The organism is Parabacteroides gordonii MS-1 = DSM 23371 (assembly GCF_000969825.1).
GTDB classification, from domain to species: Bacteria; Bacteroidota; Bacteroidia; order Bacteroidales; family Tannerellaceae; genus Parabacteroides; species Parabacteroides gordonii.
On the sequence record NZ_KQ033920.1, the window covers coordinates 34,080 to 50,144 of the forward strand.

At 47.7% G+C, this 16,065-nt stretch carries 9 protein-coding genes; 6 read left to right on the top strand and 3 right to left on the bottom strand.

Going from position 1 to position 16,065, the window contains the following annotated elements; translation table 11 throughout:
* Positions 1-15: 15 nt before the first annotated feature.
* Positions 16-1,092, bottom strand: coding sequence for an aldose epimerase family protein (locus tag HMPREF1536_RS17160; RefSeq protein ID WP_028726831.1), 1,077 nt, complete (start codon positions 1,090-1,092; stop codon positions 16-18).
* A gap of 190 nt (positions 1,093-1,282) precedes the next feature.
* On the opposite strand from HMPREF1536_RS17160, the gene HMPREF1536_RS17165 reads away from it, so the two are divergent.
* The gene (locus HMPREF1536_RS17165) at positions 1,283-3,235 is read left to right on the top strand and encodes an alpha-L-arabinofuranosidase C-terminal domain-containing protein (RefSeq protein ID WP_028726830.1); all 1,953 of its coding nucleotides are present in this window, start codon (positions 1,283-1,285) and stop codon (positions 3,233-3,235) included.
* A 180-nt stretch (positions 3,236-3,415) separates the two neighbouring features.
* On the opposite strand, the gene HMPREF1536_RS17170 is transcribed toward HMPREF1536_RS17165, so the two are convergent.
* Together HMPREF1536_RS17170 and HMPREF1536_RS17175 are read right to left on the bottom strand one after the other, a co-directional pair.
* Entirely contained in the window at positions 3,416-5,182 is a 1,767-nt protein-coding gene (locus tag HMPREF1536_RS17170) for an ABC transporter ATP-binding protein (protein ID WP_028726829.1), read from the bottom strand.
* A 3-nt stretch (positions 5,183-5,185) separates the two neighbouring features.
* A complete protein-coding gene (locus HMPREF1536_RS17175) occupies positions 5,186-6,910 on the bottom strand; it encodes an ABC transporter ATP-binding protein (protein ID WP_028726828.1) in 1,725 nt (574 codons plus the stop codon).
* Positions 6,911-7,066: 156 nt separating this feature from the next.
* On the opposite strand from HMPREF1536_RS17175, the gene HMPREF1536_RS17180 reads away from it, so the two are divergent.
* The 5 genes from HMPREF1536_RS17180 to HMPREF1536_RS17200 all read left to right on the top strand — a co-directional run bounded on the left by HMPREF1536_RS17180 (position 7,067) and on the right by HMPREF1536_RS17200 (position 16,055).
* Entirely contained in the window at positions 7,067-8,620 is a 1,554-nt protein-coding gene (locus HMPREF1536_RS17180; RefSeq protein WP_081693270.1) for an alpha-N-arabinofuranosidase, read from the top strand.
* 18 nt (positions 8,621-8,638) lie between these two features.
* A complete protein-coding gene (locus HMPREF1536_RS17185) occupies positions 8,639-10,135 on the top strand; it encodes an arabinan endo-1,5-alpha-L-arabinosidase (RefSeq protein ID WP_044191618.1) in 1,497 nt (498 codons plus the stop codon).
* 123 nt (positions 10,136-10,258) lie between these two features.
* A complete protein-coding gene (locus tag HMPREF1536_RS17190) occupies positions 10,259-13,426 on the top strand; it encodes a SusC/RagA family TonB-linked outer membrane protein (protein ID WP_044191616.1) in 3,168 nt (1,055 codons plus the stop codon).
* Positions 13,427-13,439: 13 nt separating this feature from the next.
* Complete coding sequence (locus HMPREF1536_RS17195; RefSeq protein ID WP_028726824.1) at positions 13,440-15,320, top strand: RagB/SusD family nutrient uptake outer membrane protein; 1,881 nt, start codon at positions 13,440-13,442, stop codon at positions 15,318-15,320.
* An 18-nt stretch (positions 15,321-15,338) separates the two neighbouring features.
* Positions 15,339-16,055 carry a DUF3823 domain-containing protein gene (locus tag HMPREF1536_RS17200; RefSeq protein WP_028726823.1) on the top strand — a complete coding sequence of 239 codons (717 nt, stop codon included), beginning with the start codon at positions 15,339-15,341 and terminating at the stop codon, positions 16,053-16,055.
* The last annotated feature ends 10 nt before the right edge of the window (positions 16,056-16,065 follow it).

Here is a 16,065-nt window from a genome sequence, read left to right on the forward strand (position 1 = left end):
AATGAATCGAGTTTGTTATTCGGCAGAGAATTTATAAATAGTCTTGCTCTCGAAAACTTCTCCCGGACGAAGTACGGTCGATGGATATTCCGGTTTGTTCGGACTGTCGGGGAAATGTTGTGTTTCCAGGCATAAAGCTGCTCTTGCCGGATAGCGTTGGCCGTTCTTTCCTTCGAAATTACCGGTCATCCAGTTACCTGTATATAATTGTACACCCGGTTCAGTAGTATATGTTTCCATGATAATACCGGTTTTGGGGGATTGGCAACGGGCACAGAAACCCAGTTCTCCTTGTTCCTTATTTAATATATAGGTATGGTCGTAACCTCTTGCCCAGGTTAACTGGTCAGTCGGTTCGTCGATACGGGCACCTACCAGATAAGGAGTGCGGAAATCCATCGGCGTACCTTCCACTTTTTCAGGGGCACCGTAAGGAATAGCCGTCTCGTCCGTTGGAAGATATTGATCGGCATTGATTGTCAATGTATGATCTGCAACTGACGGATCACCGGCTCCCGACAGGTTGAAGTAGGAGTGGTTGGTCAGATTTAATACGGTAGGTTTGTCTGTTACGGCATGATACATGATCACGACTTCGTTGTCGTCGGTCAGATGATATGTAACGGTTGTTTGTAATGTGCCGGGGAAACCTTCTTCGCCATCGGCTGAAGTATATTTCAGTTCTACGGTCTGGTCATCCGTCTGGTTTGCATCCCAGACTACAGAATTGAAACCTTTAAGTCCCCCGTGAAGGCTATTGGGACCGTTGTTGATTGCCAGCTTATCGTATTTGACACCATCCAGTGTAAATGATCCTTTGGCAATGCGGTTGCCGTAGCGGCCGCAGATGGCTCCGAAGTAAGGTTCTTCAGAAACCAGATAATCGTCGAGGGAATTATGTCCGGTAACTACATCGGTTAACTTGCCGGACCGATCCGGTACCATAAGCGATACAATTTTTGCACCGTAGTTGGTAATGGTAAGTTCTGCACCTTTTTTATTGGTCAGGATACATAGCATCGTCTCCTTCCCGTCTATTTGCTTACTGAAGTTTGCTACAGTCAAGCCAGACAGTGTATTCTTGTTCTTCATGTATGTAATGTTATCAAAATTGCGTGTAAAATTAGCCTACTTCTTTGTAAGTAGGATGCACGAAAAGATGTTATAGAGCATAAAGTGGCTTTTTGTCTACCAAAAGAGTGCATTTGTCCACCTAATGAAAGCTGTATTAGTGTACATTTGCAACTAAATAAATCTTTTATTTCACAGAAAAACACTTGATATGAGAAGAAGCATGAAAAAAGCTATCTCCCTGTTCCTCTTAAGTATGGGGGTAAGCGGCCTGATGGCACAGACCAATGAGTTTAAAATAGACGTGCAGCAAACGGGTGCACCTATTCAGTCCACCATGTACGGTATCTTTTTTGAAGATATAAATTTCGGTGCGGATGGCGGACTGTATGCGGAACTGATCAAAAACCGCTCGTTCGAGTTTGAGAATCCTTTCGGAGGCTGGACTCCTTTCGGTAATGTGACCATACAGACAAAGTCGCCCTGTTTTGATAAGAATCCCCATTATGCCCGCCTTTCCTTTAATAAGGAATTGACAGGAACCGGACTGGATAATGAAGGTTTTAAAGGCATAGGTATTAAGGCTGGAGAGAAGTACGATCTGTCCTTCTATGCCCGTACGGTAACTAACGGCCCTATTAAATTCCGTATCAACCTCGTCAATGATAAGCATGATATATATGAAACCAAAGAGGTTGAGATAAACGGTAAAGACTGGAAAAAGTATTCCGTTGTCCTCACCCCTGAAGTAACAGAAGCCCATTCCCGCTTACGCATTACGATGCTGACCCAGGGAACAGCCGACTTGGAACATATCTCTTTATTCCCGCAGAATACATTCAATAACCGTCCGAACGGTATGCGTGCCGACCTGGCACAGGCGTTGAAAGACCTGAAACCCGGTGTGTTCCGTTTCCCCGGTGGTTGTATCGTGGAAGGAACCAATCTGGCAACCCGCTATCAGTGGAAGAATACAGTCGGCCCGGTGGAAAACCGTCCGATTAATATCAACCGTTGGAATTATACTTTCCCTCACAAGAAATTCCCGGATTACTATCAATCCTATGGTTTAGGCTTCTTCGAATACTTCCAGTTGAGTGAAGATATAGGAGCAGAGCCGCTTCCGGTATTAAACTGCGGTCTTTCCTGCCAGTATGAAAACGATGATCCGAATGAAAACTGTCCGGTGGATAAGTTGCAGCCGTATATCGACGATGCACTCGACCTGATTGAATTTGCTAACGGCCCTGTCACTTCCAAATGGGGTAAATTGCGTGCCGATATGGGACATCCGGCTTCTTTCAACCTGAAATATCTGGCTATCGGTAACGAACAATGGGGATCGCTGTATCCCGAACGTCTGGAGCCGTTTGTAAAACAGATCCGTGCCAAATACCCGGAAATCCAAGTGATCGGTAGCTCCGGCCCGCAGGCGGAAGGGGAAGACTTCGATTATCTATGGCCGGAAATGAAACGTATCAATGTCGATTTGGTAGACGAGCATTATTACCGTTCTCCGGAATGGTTTCTGAATGGAGCCAAACGGTATGACTCATACGACCGTAACGGCCCTAAAGTATTTGCCGGCGAATATGCCTGTCACCCGAACAACCGCGAAAACAGTTTCCTGACGGCCCTTGCCGAAGCAGCCTTTATGACTGGTTTTGAACGGAATGCCGATGTGGTTCATATCTGTACCTATGCACCGTTGTTCGCCCATGTCGATGCCTGGCAGTGGCGTCCCGACCTGATCTGGTTCGACAACCTTTCACTGGTAAAGACTCCTAATTATTATGTACAGCAACTTTACGGCCATAATGCAGGTACGAATGTTATTCCGTTGAGCATGCAGAATGAACCGGTTACCGGACAAAACGATTTGTATGCAACGGCAGCAGTCGATAAGAAGACAAACGAACTGATTATTAAAATAGCCAACACCGGCATTCAGCACAGAAAGATAAAACTCGACCTGAACGGCCTTTCCGGTGGAAAGCATAAAGGAACAGTAACCGTATTGCACGCATCCGACCTGGAAGCCAAGAATACAATCTGCAAACCCGACCAAGTTGTCCCCGTTGTATCGGATGTAGAATTGGAAGCTCCGGCAGCAGAAGTAATACTTCGCCCGTTAAGTTTCTCTGTTTATCGCATAGCATTGTAAGTTTATAGATTTAGTATTTGAATTGTGGAATCCTCCCGGTCGCCTTGTCGTCGGGGGGATTTTCTGCTTGAAAAGGAAATGTACATAGTGTATTGTTACCTAGCTAATTACAGTTTCCTCGTAGTTTCTTGGTTTGGAAACTGGAGTTTCCTGCTTAGGAAATAGTGAAGGGGTTCGTTGTTATTTGAACTGCTCCTGGTTCAGAGAATAATACTTTCCTTTCAACGCCAGTAGCTCCTGATGGCTGCCCCGTTCAATGATCCGGCCGTGTTCCAGAACGATGATAAGGTCGGCGTTCCTTACAGTCGAGAGACGGTGGGCGATGATCAGGCTGGTGCGTCCCTGCATCAGTTGGTCGAGACCCTTCTGGATAAGGATTTCGCTACGGGTGTCGATGTTGCTGGTCGCTTCATCCAGTAACAGGATAGGAGGATCGGCGATGGCGGCACGGGCGATGTTGAGCAACTGCCGTTGTCCCTGGCTCAGGTTGGCACCGTCGTTTTCCAATAAAGTATCGTATCCTTGCGGGAGACGTTTGATAAAGGAATGGGCGGCCGTGAGTCTGGCGGCTGCAATGACCTCCTCGTCGGTGGCATCGAGACGGCCGAAGCGGATATTTTCGCGTACGGTACCTGTGAACAGGTGTGTGTCCTGTAATACGATAGCCATCGATTGCCGTAAACTGTCCCGTTTGATCTGTTGGATAGAATGGCCGTCGATCGTGATCTCGCCCGACTGGATATCGAAGAAACGGGGGAGCATATTCAATATAGTGGTCTTTCCGGCACCTGTGGCACCGACAAGGGCTATCTTGCATCCGGCGGAAGCATGCAGGGAGATCCCTTTCAGGATCGTTTTCTCCGGCTTGTAACCGAAATAAACGTCTTTCATGGCTACATCGCCCTGTACATTCTGTAAAGTGATGGCATCCGGCGTATCCGGCGCTTCGGGTGCTTCATCTATGACTTCGAAGATACGTTCGGCTCCGGCAATGGCCGCTTGTATGCTGTTGTACAGGCTGGCAAGCTCGTTGATCGGGCGTCCGAACTGGCGGGAATATTGCAGGAAAGCAGCCAGTCCGCCGACATCAAATCCACGGAAGATGGCGAGCAAGGCACCGACTATCGTAATGAATACATAGTTCAACGTATTCAGGTTCTGCATAACGGGCATCATCATACCGGAATAGAACTGGGCTTTCTGCGATTTGCCTTTCAGGTCGTCGTTGAGTACGTTGAAGTCGGTTTCCACTTTCTTTTCGTGGCCGAATACCTTAACCACCTTCTGTCCGCTGATCATTTCTTCGATATATCCGTTCAGTGTGCCGATCGACTCCTGCTGCGCCTTGAAGTATTTGCGGCTTCGTCCGACAATCCCTTTGGCGAAAAGGAACATAAGCGGCACGGTGACCAGTGTCACCAGCGTAAGGATCGGACTGATATAGAGCATCAGGCAGAAGATACCGATCAGGGTGAGGGCGCTCGAAAGCATGTCCGACAGGCTGTCGGTCAGCGCATCACTGATACGGTCGATGTCGTTGGTGTAGCGGCTCATCAGGTCGCCGTGCTGGTGTGTATCGAAATATTTAACCGGCAGGTGCTCCATCTTCCTGAAAAGGTCGGAACGCATACGGGTGACGGTGCGCTGCCCGATCTTGTTCAGCAGGATATACTGGATATAGACTGCTGCAACCCCTGTAAGATAAACCCCTGCAAGGATGAGCAGTATGCGGATCAGTCCGTGAAAATCTCCGGGAATGATATAGTCGTTGATGATGGGACGCAGCATATAAGAGCCCAGCAGGTTGGCAACAATGCTGACTATTATCAGGAATCCGATAACGAACAGCAGGCGTTTGTCGCACGACAGGTACGATACCAGCCGGAAGAAGGTTTTCTTTCCCTCTTTGGCCTTCGCGTTATATTTCAGGTGATCTCCGTGTGCCATAGCTTAAAAGAGTACTTGCTGTGAATGATAAATATCCTGGTAAACGTCCGAGCTTTTCATCAGTTCATCGGGTGTTCCTATTGCGTTGACTTCCCCATCTTCAAGCACGATTACCCGGTCGGCCGACTGCATGGTGTTGATCCGTTGGGTAATGATGAATACAGTCGTGTCGTGTAGCAAGGCATTCAGGTTGTTCCTTATTTTCAACTCTGTTTCGGTGTCTACGGCACTGGTGCTGTCGTCGAGAATAAGGATCTTCGGCTTACGGAGCAGGGCACGGGCGATACAGATGCGTTGTTTTTGTCCGCCTGATAGATTGATGCCGCCACGTCCGAGCAAAGTCTCGTAACCATCGGTAAACGATTGGATAAAATCATGCGCTTCGGCAGCCCGGGTCGCTTCTTCGATCTCGGCAATGGAAGCGTCAGGCTTTCCCCATCTCAGGTTGTCGATGATCGTACCGGTGAACAGCTCGTTCTTTTGCAGTACCATTCCGATACGGGCATGCAACTCGTCCAGATTGTAATCCTTTACCGGAATATCGTCGATCCGTATTTCGCCGGAAGTCGCATCATATAACCGCCGTATTAACTGCACCAGTGAGCTCTTGGCCGAACCCGTAGCACCGACCAATGCGATCGTTTCGCCCGGATGAGCCTGAAAGCTGATATGCTGCAAAACGTCATTCTCACCACCGATATACCGGAAGCTGACATTATCGAAAGTCACTTTCCCTTTCTCTATCTTATGCTTGTCTTGTAGCCCTTCTTTCGTATTTACCAGGGATGCTTCAGTATCGAGCACTTCCAGGATACGTTTGGAGGAGGCGGATGCGCGGGCGTACGACATAATGATCATGGAGAGCATCATCAACGACATCAATACCTGTGCCAGATAGTTCACAAATGAGATCAGTTCACCCACTTTCAGTTCCCCGTGAATCACTTTTTGTCCACCCAGCCATAGGATAGCGAGAGTGGATAAATTCATAACGAGCTGCATGACAGGGAATATGGATACAACGATGTTGGAGGCACTGATTACCATATCACGCAGTTCTTCACTGCTCTTATCAAACTTCTTTGTCTCGAAATCCTCCCTGACAAACGATTTCACTACACGTATATTGATCAGGTTCTCCCTGACAACGCTGTTGAGCTGGTCTACTTTCTGCTGTACTTTCAGGAAAAAGGGAAATCCCTTGCTGAGTATCAGATAAACGCTTCCCCCTAGTATCGGGATGGCGATTATCAGCACCATTGCCAGTTCCCTGTTTATTCTGATAACAAAGAACACGGCCATAGCCAGCATCAGCGGTGAACGTAATAAGAGCCGGAGTGACATCAGGACAATCTGTTGTATACGGGAGATATCGCTTGTCAGCCGGGTAATAAGAGAAGCCGAACTGAATTTATCTATATCGAAGAAGGATAGTTGTTGGATTTTTCCGAAGAGGGTTTCCCGTAGGTCAGTGCCAAACCCGATACCGATGCGGGAAGATATATATACATTTATAATATTGACCACTAATCCGGCAATCGAAACAAGTATCATATACGTTCCGATATGAGTAATAACCGACAGGTCGCGATTCATTACCCCATTATCGATGATTTCAGCCATAAACATCGGCTGAACAGTTTCGCACAGCACGGTGATTAGTACCAGAAGCGGACTGATCAACAATCCCCCTTTATATCGTTTAAGTATTTGCCAGTATTTTCCCATATCCTACCTACAAAGATAGAACATAATTGCGAAATGATATGTTCAATGTGTTAAATACACTTTTATCCACCACAAAAAGCAATATATCCACCCCGCTGTAAAGTGTTCATCCTACATTTGCTTTCGTTAAACACGATAATCACAAATTTAATAGACATGAATACACAACGGAATTTGTTAGCCGGATTATTGCTTTTTGTGGCAATACCATTTATATCCGCGCAAGAGAAAGCCCAGATGGTTGTTAATGCCGATTTGGGTACAGAAACGATCAACCGACACATTTACGGACAGTTTTCCGAGCATTTGGGAAGATGTATCTATGATGGTCTTTGGGTAGGGGAAGACTCTAAAATCCCTAATACGAATGGCGTGAGAAACGATATTATCGCCGCCCTTAAACATATTAATATACCCAACCTGCGTTGGCCGGGTGGTTGCTTTGCCGACGAATACCACTGGCGTGACGGTATCGGGCCACGCGATCAGCGCCCGAAAATGGTCAACACTCACTGGGGAGGCGTTACGGAAGATAACAGCTTCGGTACACATGAGTTTCTGAACCTTTGTGAGGAGCTGGGAACGGAACCTTATATATGTGGAAACATGGGTAGCGGTTCTGTAGAAGAAATGTCGAAGTGGGTGGAATATATCACTTTCGACGGTGAGAGTCCGATGGCAAAATTGCGTAAGCAGAATGGCCGTGAGAAACCCTGGAAGGTTCAGTTCTGGGGCGTTGGTAACGAAAACTGGGGCTGCGGTGGAAATATGTCCCCCGAAGGTTATGCCGAAAACTACCGTCGTTATGCAACTTACTGCCGCAACTATGGTACGAACCACCTGTTTAAAATTGCCGGTGGCCCGAATGTGGATGACTATAACTGGACAAGCACTTTGATGAAGAATATCCCCGGCCACATGATGAACGGTATCTCCCTGCATTATTATACGTTTGCCGACAGCTGGACAAATAAAGGAAATGCAACCGGTTTTGATGATAACGAATACTTCCGTACCATCGAAAATGCCGCACATATCGAAGAGCTGATCGAACGTCATACCGCAATTATGGATCAGTACGATCCGGAAAAACGCCTGGGATTGATCATCGACGAATGGGGTGCCTGGTATAATGTAGAACCGGGAACAAATCCGGGTTTCCTTTACCAGCAGAATACATTGCGTGATGCTTTGCTGGCCGGTGTTTCCCTGAATATCTTCCACAAACATTGCGACCGTGTGAAAATGGCCAACATTGCACAGATGGTTAACGTATTGCAGGCCATGATCCTGACCGAAGGCGAAAAAATGATCCTGACACCGACCTATCACGTATTCGATATGTATAAAGTTCATCAGGATGCCACCCTGCTTCCGATCGAAGTGAAATGCAGTAACTATGAACGTCTGGGACGCAGCCTTCCGGCGGTTAGCGCTTCTGCATCGAAAGATAAGAACGGGGCGATACATATCTCACTCGTCAATATCGATCCGGCAAACGATATCGAGATATCCTGTGCCGTACGCGGAACGAATGCCGCCAATGTAAGTAACGCGCAGATCATTACCGGAGAGAATGTACGTGCATGTAATACATTTGATAAACCTGAAAACGTGCGCTTGGCAAACTTCAAGGGAGCAAAGTATAAAAACGGGGAACTGACCATGAAGATCCCGGCCAAATCACTGGTAACGATCGAGTTGAAATAATTTAAACACGTATCATTTATGTGTAAGACAATCATTAAGGCAGCCATTCTGATGGCTGCTACCACCCTTGTTGTCTCCGGATGCAGCTTAGGCAGGCAGCCGGTAACACCGGAAAAGAACCCTAATCCGTGGAAAGACGATTATACATCTGTCTCCGCCATGAAGGATTATCGTTCGTGGGGAACTTATAATGTACACGATCCGGCCTGTCGGAAGATAGGGGATACGTTCTATCTCTACTCGACCGATGCCATCTTCCGCGAAAACAAAGAGGAAGCGAAGGAAGCAGGCGTTCCGCTGGGATACATCCAGGTGCGTAAGTCGAAAGACCTCGTGAACTGGGAGTTTGCCGGTTGGGCATTTCCTGAAATTCCAGCAGAAGCCGTAGAACATGTCAGGAGTCATGCCGATGGGGAAGGAGCGACCAATATCTGGGCGCCTTACCTGGTACAGTATAAGGATAAATACCGCCTGTATTATTGTGTTTCGGCTTTTGCCAAATCAATCTCTTATCTGGGGATGGCAGAGTCCGACTCACCGGAAGGGCCGTGGGAACTGAAAGGCTGTGTGGTAAAAACAGACTCTACTTCCGTCATGAATGCGATTGATCCGAGCGTTGTGATCACGGAGAACGGGGAACATTGGATGGTCTACGGCTCTTATTTCGGTGGCCTGTATGAAATGCAGCTGGATCCTGAAACCGGGCTGGCTATGCGTATCGGCGACCAGGGACATTGTATCGCCCGCCGCGCCGATGGAAAGAAAGATAATATCGAAGCCCCGGAGATTGTTTACAACCCGGAACTAAAGAAATATTACCTGTTCGTCTCTTACGATCCTCTGATGACTACCTACAATATCCGTGTCGGTCGTTCGGAAAAGCCGGAAGGCCCTTTCTACGACCTGTTCGGTAAAGACATGAGCGAGGAAACCAACAACTACCCGGTGCTGACACATCCTTACCGTTTCGACAACCATCCGGGATGGGCGGGTACGGCTCACTGCGGTGTGGTAAACGACAACGGGCGTTATTTCCTGATGCACCAGGGACGGCTCAGTCCGGCTAACCATCTGATGGATCTGCATGTCCGTGAAATATTCTGGACGAAAGACGGATGGCCTGTTGTTTCGCCGGAAAGATATGCCGCTATTCCGCAACAGGAATTCATAAAGGATGATTTCGTGGGCGAGTGGGAAATGATCCTCATCCGCGACAGTAAATACGAGCGTCAGCTTTGGGCCGGACAGATCTTGTGGGGTGAAGGAGAATTGCATGATAATGAGGTGAATGTCTCAATTCATTATACCTTTACACCAGATGGAAAGATCACTGGTGAACAGGAAGGACGCTGGGCGTACTCTCCGGAAAAAGGATTGGCTATCCGTATAGGAGAAGAAGAAATGCAAGGACTCATTCCGCATATGGGACAAGACTGGGAGAATGAAATGAAGACAATCCTGTTTACGGGATTAGACTCCCACGGTTTCTCAGTCTGGGGTAAACGAGTCAAATGAACACAAAATATTCTTACAAATTAATTTAATGCCGTATGAGAAAAAGTATAGAACAAAACACAACCACCATCTTTCAGCAAGAAAGTAACGAGTATGAATTAAGTAACCTTAAAACAGTTTATTATGAGTTATCAATTTATTAAGAGTAAACAGCTACTGAAGTTACCGGTAGTCCTCTTGTTTTTATTAGTCAGCAGCCTGCAACTTATGGCGCAGACAAATGTCGTGACAGGAACTGTAACCGATCCCCTGGGCGAGCCCCTGATCGGTGTGAATGTAGTGCTGAAAGACAACCCGACCGTTGGAACCATTACCGATATGGATGGTAAATTCTCATTGGAAGCAGGGAATAGCAAAGTCTTTGTATTCTCATATATCGGTTATGCCCCGCAGGAAGTTTCCATTGTCGGAAAGAACAATATCCAGGTGCAGCTGAAAGAAGACAGCGAAACACTGGAAGAAGTGGTAGTAGTAGGTTATGGTACCCAGAAAAAAGGATCGTTGACCGGTGCTATCAGCAGTGTAAAATCGGAAGAGCTGACACGTACGACTACGCCGACAACAGCCGGTGCCCTGGTAGGTAAGACTCCGGGTATCTCAGCCCGTCAGGCCGACGGTCGCCCGGGTGCAAGTGCCGCTATCCAGATCCGTAATATGGGTACTCCGTTATATGTAATCGACGGCATACAGTGTGAAGAAGGACAGTTCAATAATATCGACGTGAATGATGTCGAAAGTATCACTATCCTGAAGGATGCCTCTGCTGCTATTTACGGTTTACGTGCAGCCAACGGGGTTGTACTGGTAACGACCAAATCCGGTAAACGCGGTGAGAAGAACCAGATATCAGCCAATGCCTATTACGGTATCCAGAACTTCATGCGTTATCCGGAGGTTGCCAACGCTTCCCAGTTCTACGAAGGACGTATGCAGGCCGACCTGAATACCTACGGTTCAACAGCCCGTACGATGGAAGAACTGAACCTGTGGCGTCAGGGCCAGGGCGAATATTCCAGCTTCGACTGGCAGAAGTTCATCACCAACAAGAATGCTCCTATCTGGTACGGTAACGTCAGTGCTACCGGAGGTTCGGAAAGAATTAACTACCACTTCGGTGTTTCCCATCTCGACCAGAAGGCCATGATCAACGGATTTAACTTTGCCCGTACAAACCTGCAAAGCAATATTGAAGCCAATATCACCAAATCATTGAAGATCGGAGCCCGTTTGAGCGGTCGTATCGAAGAACGCCATAACGTAGGTGTTCCGGGTCTGGATGACTACTGGCAACCTTATTATGCCATGTTCCAGAACTGGCCGACCCAGCATGCCTATGCCAACGATAATCCGAACTATGTGAACGCCACCCGCAACAATGCGACCGGTGCAGCTATTTTCGACCGGGATATTACAGGTTATACCGATGATATCTGGAAATCGGCAACAGCCAACGTATATGCGGAATGGCAAAGCCCGATCGAAGGCCTGAAAGCCAGAGTGGCTTATAACTACTGGATTGCTCGTAACGACCAGGAACAGTTCGAGTATACCTATAAAGTATATACCTACGATAAAGCGAACGACAGTTACAACGAACAGTGGGGAAACCAGAACCCGTGGCGCCGTCGTCTTAAAGATGAAAAGGTGGAACAGACTTTCCAGGCTCAGTTGAACTACGATCATACCTTCAACCAGAAACATCATGTGTCAGGTGTATTAGGTATAGAAACTTTTGAAAAGACAAGAGACTGGTTGCAATATAATACCTTGCCGACCAATAACTATATCCCTCTGACAAACGGTATAGCCGATATGCAGTCGATGGAAACAAAGATGACTACCGCCCGCCGTGCCGGTATGGTGTTCCGTGCCGCATACGACTACTCAAGTACTTATTTTGCAGAATTCAGCGGCCGTTACGATGGTTCCTATCTGTTTCAGGAAGGTAACCGCTGGGGCTTTTTCCCTGCTGTTTCTGCCGGTTGGAGACTTTCGGAAGAATCCTTTATGTCTGGTGTAAAAGAAGCAACCAAGCTGTCTAACCTGAAGATCCGTGCATCCTGGGGACAGATGGGAGATGACAAACTGGATGTGGATGAGGATGGCGACGGTTATCTGGACGATATCGTTTCTCCTTACTCTTATCTGAACGGATATACTTACGGTTCGGGCAACGCCGTACTGAACGGGAATGCCATGACAGGTGTCGTATACCGTGGTATCCCTATTACAACCTTATCCTGGATCAAGTCGACCCTGATCAATATCGGTGTGGATTATGGCTTCCTGGATGACCGTCTGAGTGGTACTTTTGAAGTCTTCCAACGTAAGCGTACCGGTCTGCCGGCTTTACGTTACGACGTATTGATCCCTACCGAAGTAGGTTTCTCACTGGCAAAGGAAAACCTGAACTCCGATTATCATAAAGGTTTGGAGTTAGGTATCACCTGGAGAGACAAGGTGAGAGATTTCTCTTACTCTATCGGTGGTAACTTCACGCTGGCCCGCAAAATGAACGGCGACTCCTATAAGCCGCGCTTCGGTTCGAGTTGGGACGAATACCGTAACTCAACGGAGAACCGCTGGATAAACACCAATACCTGGGGATATCAGGTAGTAGGCCGTTTCCAGAGTTACGAAGATATCCAGAACTACCATGTCGACAATGACGGACAAGGTAATACCACCATGTTGCCGGGCGACCTGATCTATAAGGATCAAAATGGCGACGGTATAATCAATAGCCTGGATGAACGTCCGATCGGTTACCAGCCGGAACAGTTACCGTACATTAGCTTCGGTATCAATACCTCTTTCGAATGGAAAGGTATCGACCTGAAAGCTGACTTTGCCGGCGCTGCCGGACAATCTTACCACATGTGCTGGGAAGTGGCTTATCCGTTCCAGGGCGACGGTAACTCTACCGCCTATTTGCTGACCGACTCATGGCATCGTGCCGATCCTACGGATGCGAACAGCGAATGGATTGCCGGAAAGTTCCCTGCTACCCGTTATGCCGGAGCAAATGTAAGTTTCAACCGTTACTCCGATTTCTGGTTGCATAATACTTATTATATCAAGTTGCGTACATTGGAGCTTGGTTATACTTTGCCGAAGTCTATTTCCAGCAAGTTCTTCGTAGACCGTCTGCGTATCTATGCAAATGCCTACAACTTGTTCAGCATCGATAACCTGAGCAAATATCAGCTCGATCCGGAAATCCAATCTAACAGTGCCCTGGTTACTCCTAACCTGCGTACCTTCTCATTCGGTTTTAATCTTAACTTCTAATTAATTGAATAGTATGAAAAAGAGTTTATTATATATCCTTGGATCCGCTGTTCTGACATGCTCGCTGTCCGGTTGCGACGAATGGCTGGGTAATACGGATCCTTCCGACTTCCTGACGACCGATCAGGTATGGAATGACAATACAATGGTGCAAGGTGTTCTTGCAAACCTCTATAACGATGTTCCTAAAAACGGCTCACTCGACGACGATGTCAACTTCTCCCTGTACGACGATTTCATGTGGTGCGGACTGATGAACCAGGACGTGGAAACAGCCCGTAACCAGATGGTATCTTATGCGTACGATATATTCAGATATTATGATTATGAATATATCTATAAGATCAACCAGGGTATCGAGTCGCTGAAGACCTCCACTTTACCCGAAGCGGATGTAGCCGTTTATGATGCCGAGTTCCGTTTCCTGCGTGCTTATACTTATTTCCAGATGTGTATCCGCATGGGGGGTATTCCTCTGGTTACGGCTACACAAAGTTATACATCGGGTATGGATATATCCGAACTTCAGACACCGCGTTCTACCGAAGCTGAAGTATACGAATATGTATATAACGAATGTATGGCGGTCAAAGAAACACTGGCAGCCAACAACAATGTGAAATATGTTTCACGGGCCAACAAATATACCGCCCTGGCACTGGCCGGCCGCTCTATGTTGTACGCCGGTTCCATCGCAAAATACAATGCAGCCATGAGCAACCCGGTTCATTCCGACCTGCAGAATGGTGTGGTAGGTATGACCGGAGCCGATGCGAACGGTTATTATGAAAAGGCGTTGGCTTGTTCCGAGGAGATCATCAATGGCGGCGTGTTCCGGTTGCAGGGTGTAGACGCACCTTCGGCCGATGCTTTCTATAACGCCGTTTCCATTAAAGATAATAATACGGAAGTGATCTGGAGCAAGGATTATTCGGCAAGCAAATTCCATAGCTTCTCCTTCGCCAATATCGCACAGTCGATGAATGAAGACAACGATAACGGTTCCGACCTCTGTCCGACACTTCAGTTGGTCGAGTCTTTCAGCAGACTGGACGGTACTTCCGCTCGGCTGGCCGATAAGGATGCCAACGGTAACTACATCGCTTACGACAACCGTGCCGATATCTTTACCGGTCGCGACTACCGCCTGCAAGGTACCTGCCTGCTTCCGGAACAGGAATTTAAAGGCGCCCACCTGGATGTACAGGCCGGTGTAGCCGTTTATCAGAACGGTTCTTACCTCTTTGTCGACGGTTCCGAACCCAACTCCAAATATGAAGCAGCCGACAACCATCCGAATGCCGACGGCGGTACGTTCGTAGGTAAAGACGGCCCTCTGAACCGTGCTACTTATACGAATACAGGTTTCAACCTGCGCAAATATGTCGATGCTACCGTTGGATCTTCCGCCCGTGGCCAGGGTTCTTATATCTGGTGGGCTTACTTCCGTATGGGAGAAGTTTATCTGAATGCGGCTGAAGCGGCTATGGAACTGGGACAGACAGGCAAAGCCCTGCAATATGTAAATGTCGTACGCCAGCGTGCCGGTTTCGGTGCCGACTCATGGACTGCGGCCGACCTGACCATCGACAATCTGCTGAAAGAACGTCGTTGCGAATTGGCACTCGAAGATCACCGTTGGTGGGATCTGAAACGTCTGCGTAAAGCGCATACACAATGGAATGGCGTTCAGTCTGAAAATACGATGTTGTATGCCCTCTATCCTTACCGCGTGATCGGTGGCCCGAACGACGGCAAGTATATCTTTGAACGTAAGATCGCCCCGCGTTTCAAAGCGCCCCGTAACTTCCGTGTAGGTAACTATTACACTTCATTCAACCAAGATGATCTGAATAAGAACCCGAAACTGGTACAGAACCCGAACTACAATTAATTAAAGATGAACATAGATATGAAAAAGATAGCTTTATTCCTATTCGTCGCATTAGCTGCCGTATTTACTTCCTGTGAATATGACAATTATGAAGAGCCTAATACGACGCTGACCGGAAAGATGGTTTTCGATGGTCAGGCGATTAATGTAAAGAATAATCAGGTGAGTTTCCGTCTCTACGAACCGGGCTGGGAACTTTCGGCCAGCACGTATCTGACCGTACAGGTGGCACAGGACGGTACATTCAGTGCCAGCGTCTATACGGGCAAGACTTATAAGTTGATCCGCGTAGCAAACGTTGGCCCCTGGGTAAACCCGACGGCTGCCGATACGATCACTGTGGAAAATTGCAGAGGCGGACAGACTGTCGATATACCTGTAACTCCTTATTACCTGCTCGACAATGCCTCCATCACTTGCAACAATAAGATTGTTTCCGGTACCTGCTCCGTACGTGAGATCACAGCCGGTCGCAACATCGAGTTTGTAGGCTTGTATGCCGGCCGTAACCTGATTGTCGACGACAGCTATAATTTCGGCGGCACAGCCGGATCGACTACAACAACCGCAACAGCCGGTAATCAGGTTTCCCTGCAACTGGATTTAAGCAGCTTATCAGTCAATTCGACCTCCAATTCGCTTCCATCTACCGGATTCATCTACGCCCGTATGGGACTGAAGATCGAAGGTATCGATGCAATGGTTTATACCGAACCGTTCAAAGTATCGATCTGATTATTCGATG

Excerpts from the sequence above, each read along its gene's own strand:
- HMPREF1536_RS17160 (WP_028726831.1), bottom strand. The coding sequence starts at position 1,092 with ATGAAGAACAAGAATACACTGTCTGGCTTGACTGTAGCAAACTTCAGT.
- HMPREF1536_RS17165 (WP_028726830.1), top strand. The coding sequence starts at position 1,283 with ATGAGAAGAAGCATGAAAAAAGCTATCTCCCTGTTCCTCTTAAGTATG.
- HMPREF1536_RS17170 (WP_028726829.1), bottom strand. The coding sequence starts at position 5,182 with ATGGCACACGGAGATCACCTGAAATATAACGCGAAGGCCAAAGAGGGA.
- HMPREF1536_RS17175 (WP_028726828.1), bottom strand. The coding sequence starts at position 6,910 with ATGGGAAAATACTGGCAAATACTTAAACGATATAAAGGGGGATTGTTG.
- HMPREF1536_RS17180 (WP_081693270.1), top strand. The coding sequence starts at position 7,067 with ATGAATACACAACGGAATTTGTTAGCCGGATTATTGCTTTTTGTGGCA.
- HMPREF1536_RS17185 (WP_044191618.1), top strand. The coding sequence starts at position 8,639 with ATGTGTAAGACAATCATTAAGGCAGCCATTCTGATGGCTGCTACCACC.
- HMPREF1536_RS17190 (WP_044191616.1), top strand. The coding sequence starts at position 10,259 with ATGAGTTATCAATTTATTAAGAGTAAACAGCTACTGAAGTTACCGGTA.
- HMPREF1536_RS17195 (WP_028726824.1), top strand. The coding sequence starts at position 13,440 with ATGAAAAAGAGTTTATTATATATCCTTGGATCCGCTGTTCTGACATGC.
- HMPREF1536_RS17200 (WP_028726823.1), top strand. The coding sequence starts at position 15,339 with ATGAAAAAGATAGCTTTATTCCTATTCGTCGCATTAGCTGCCGTATTT.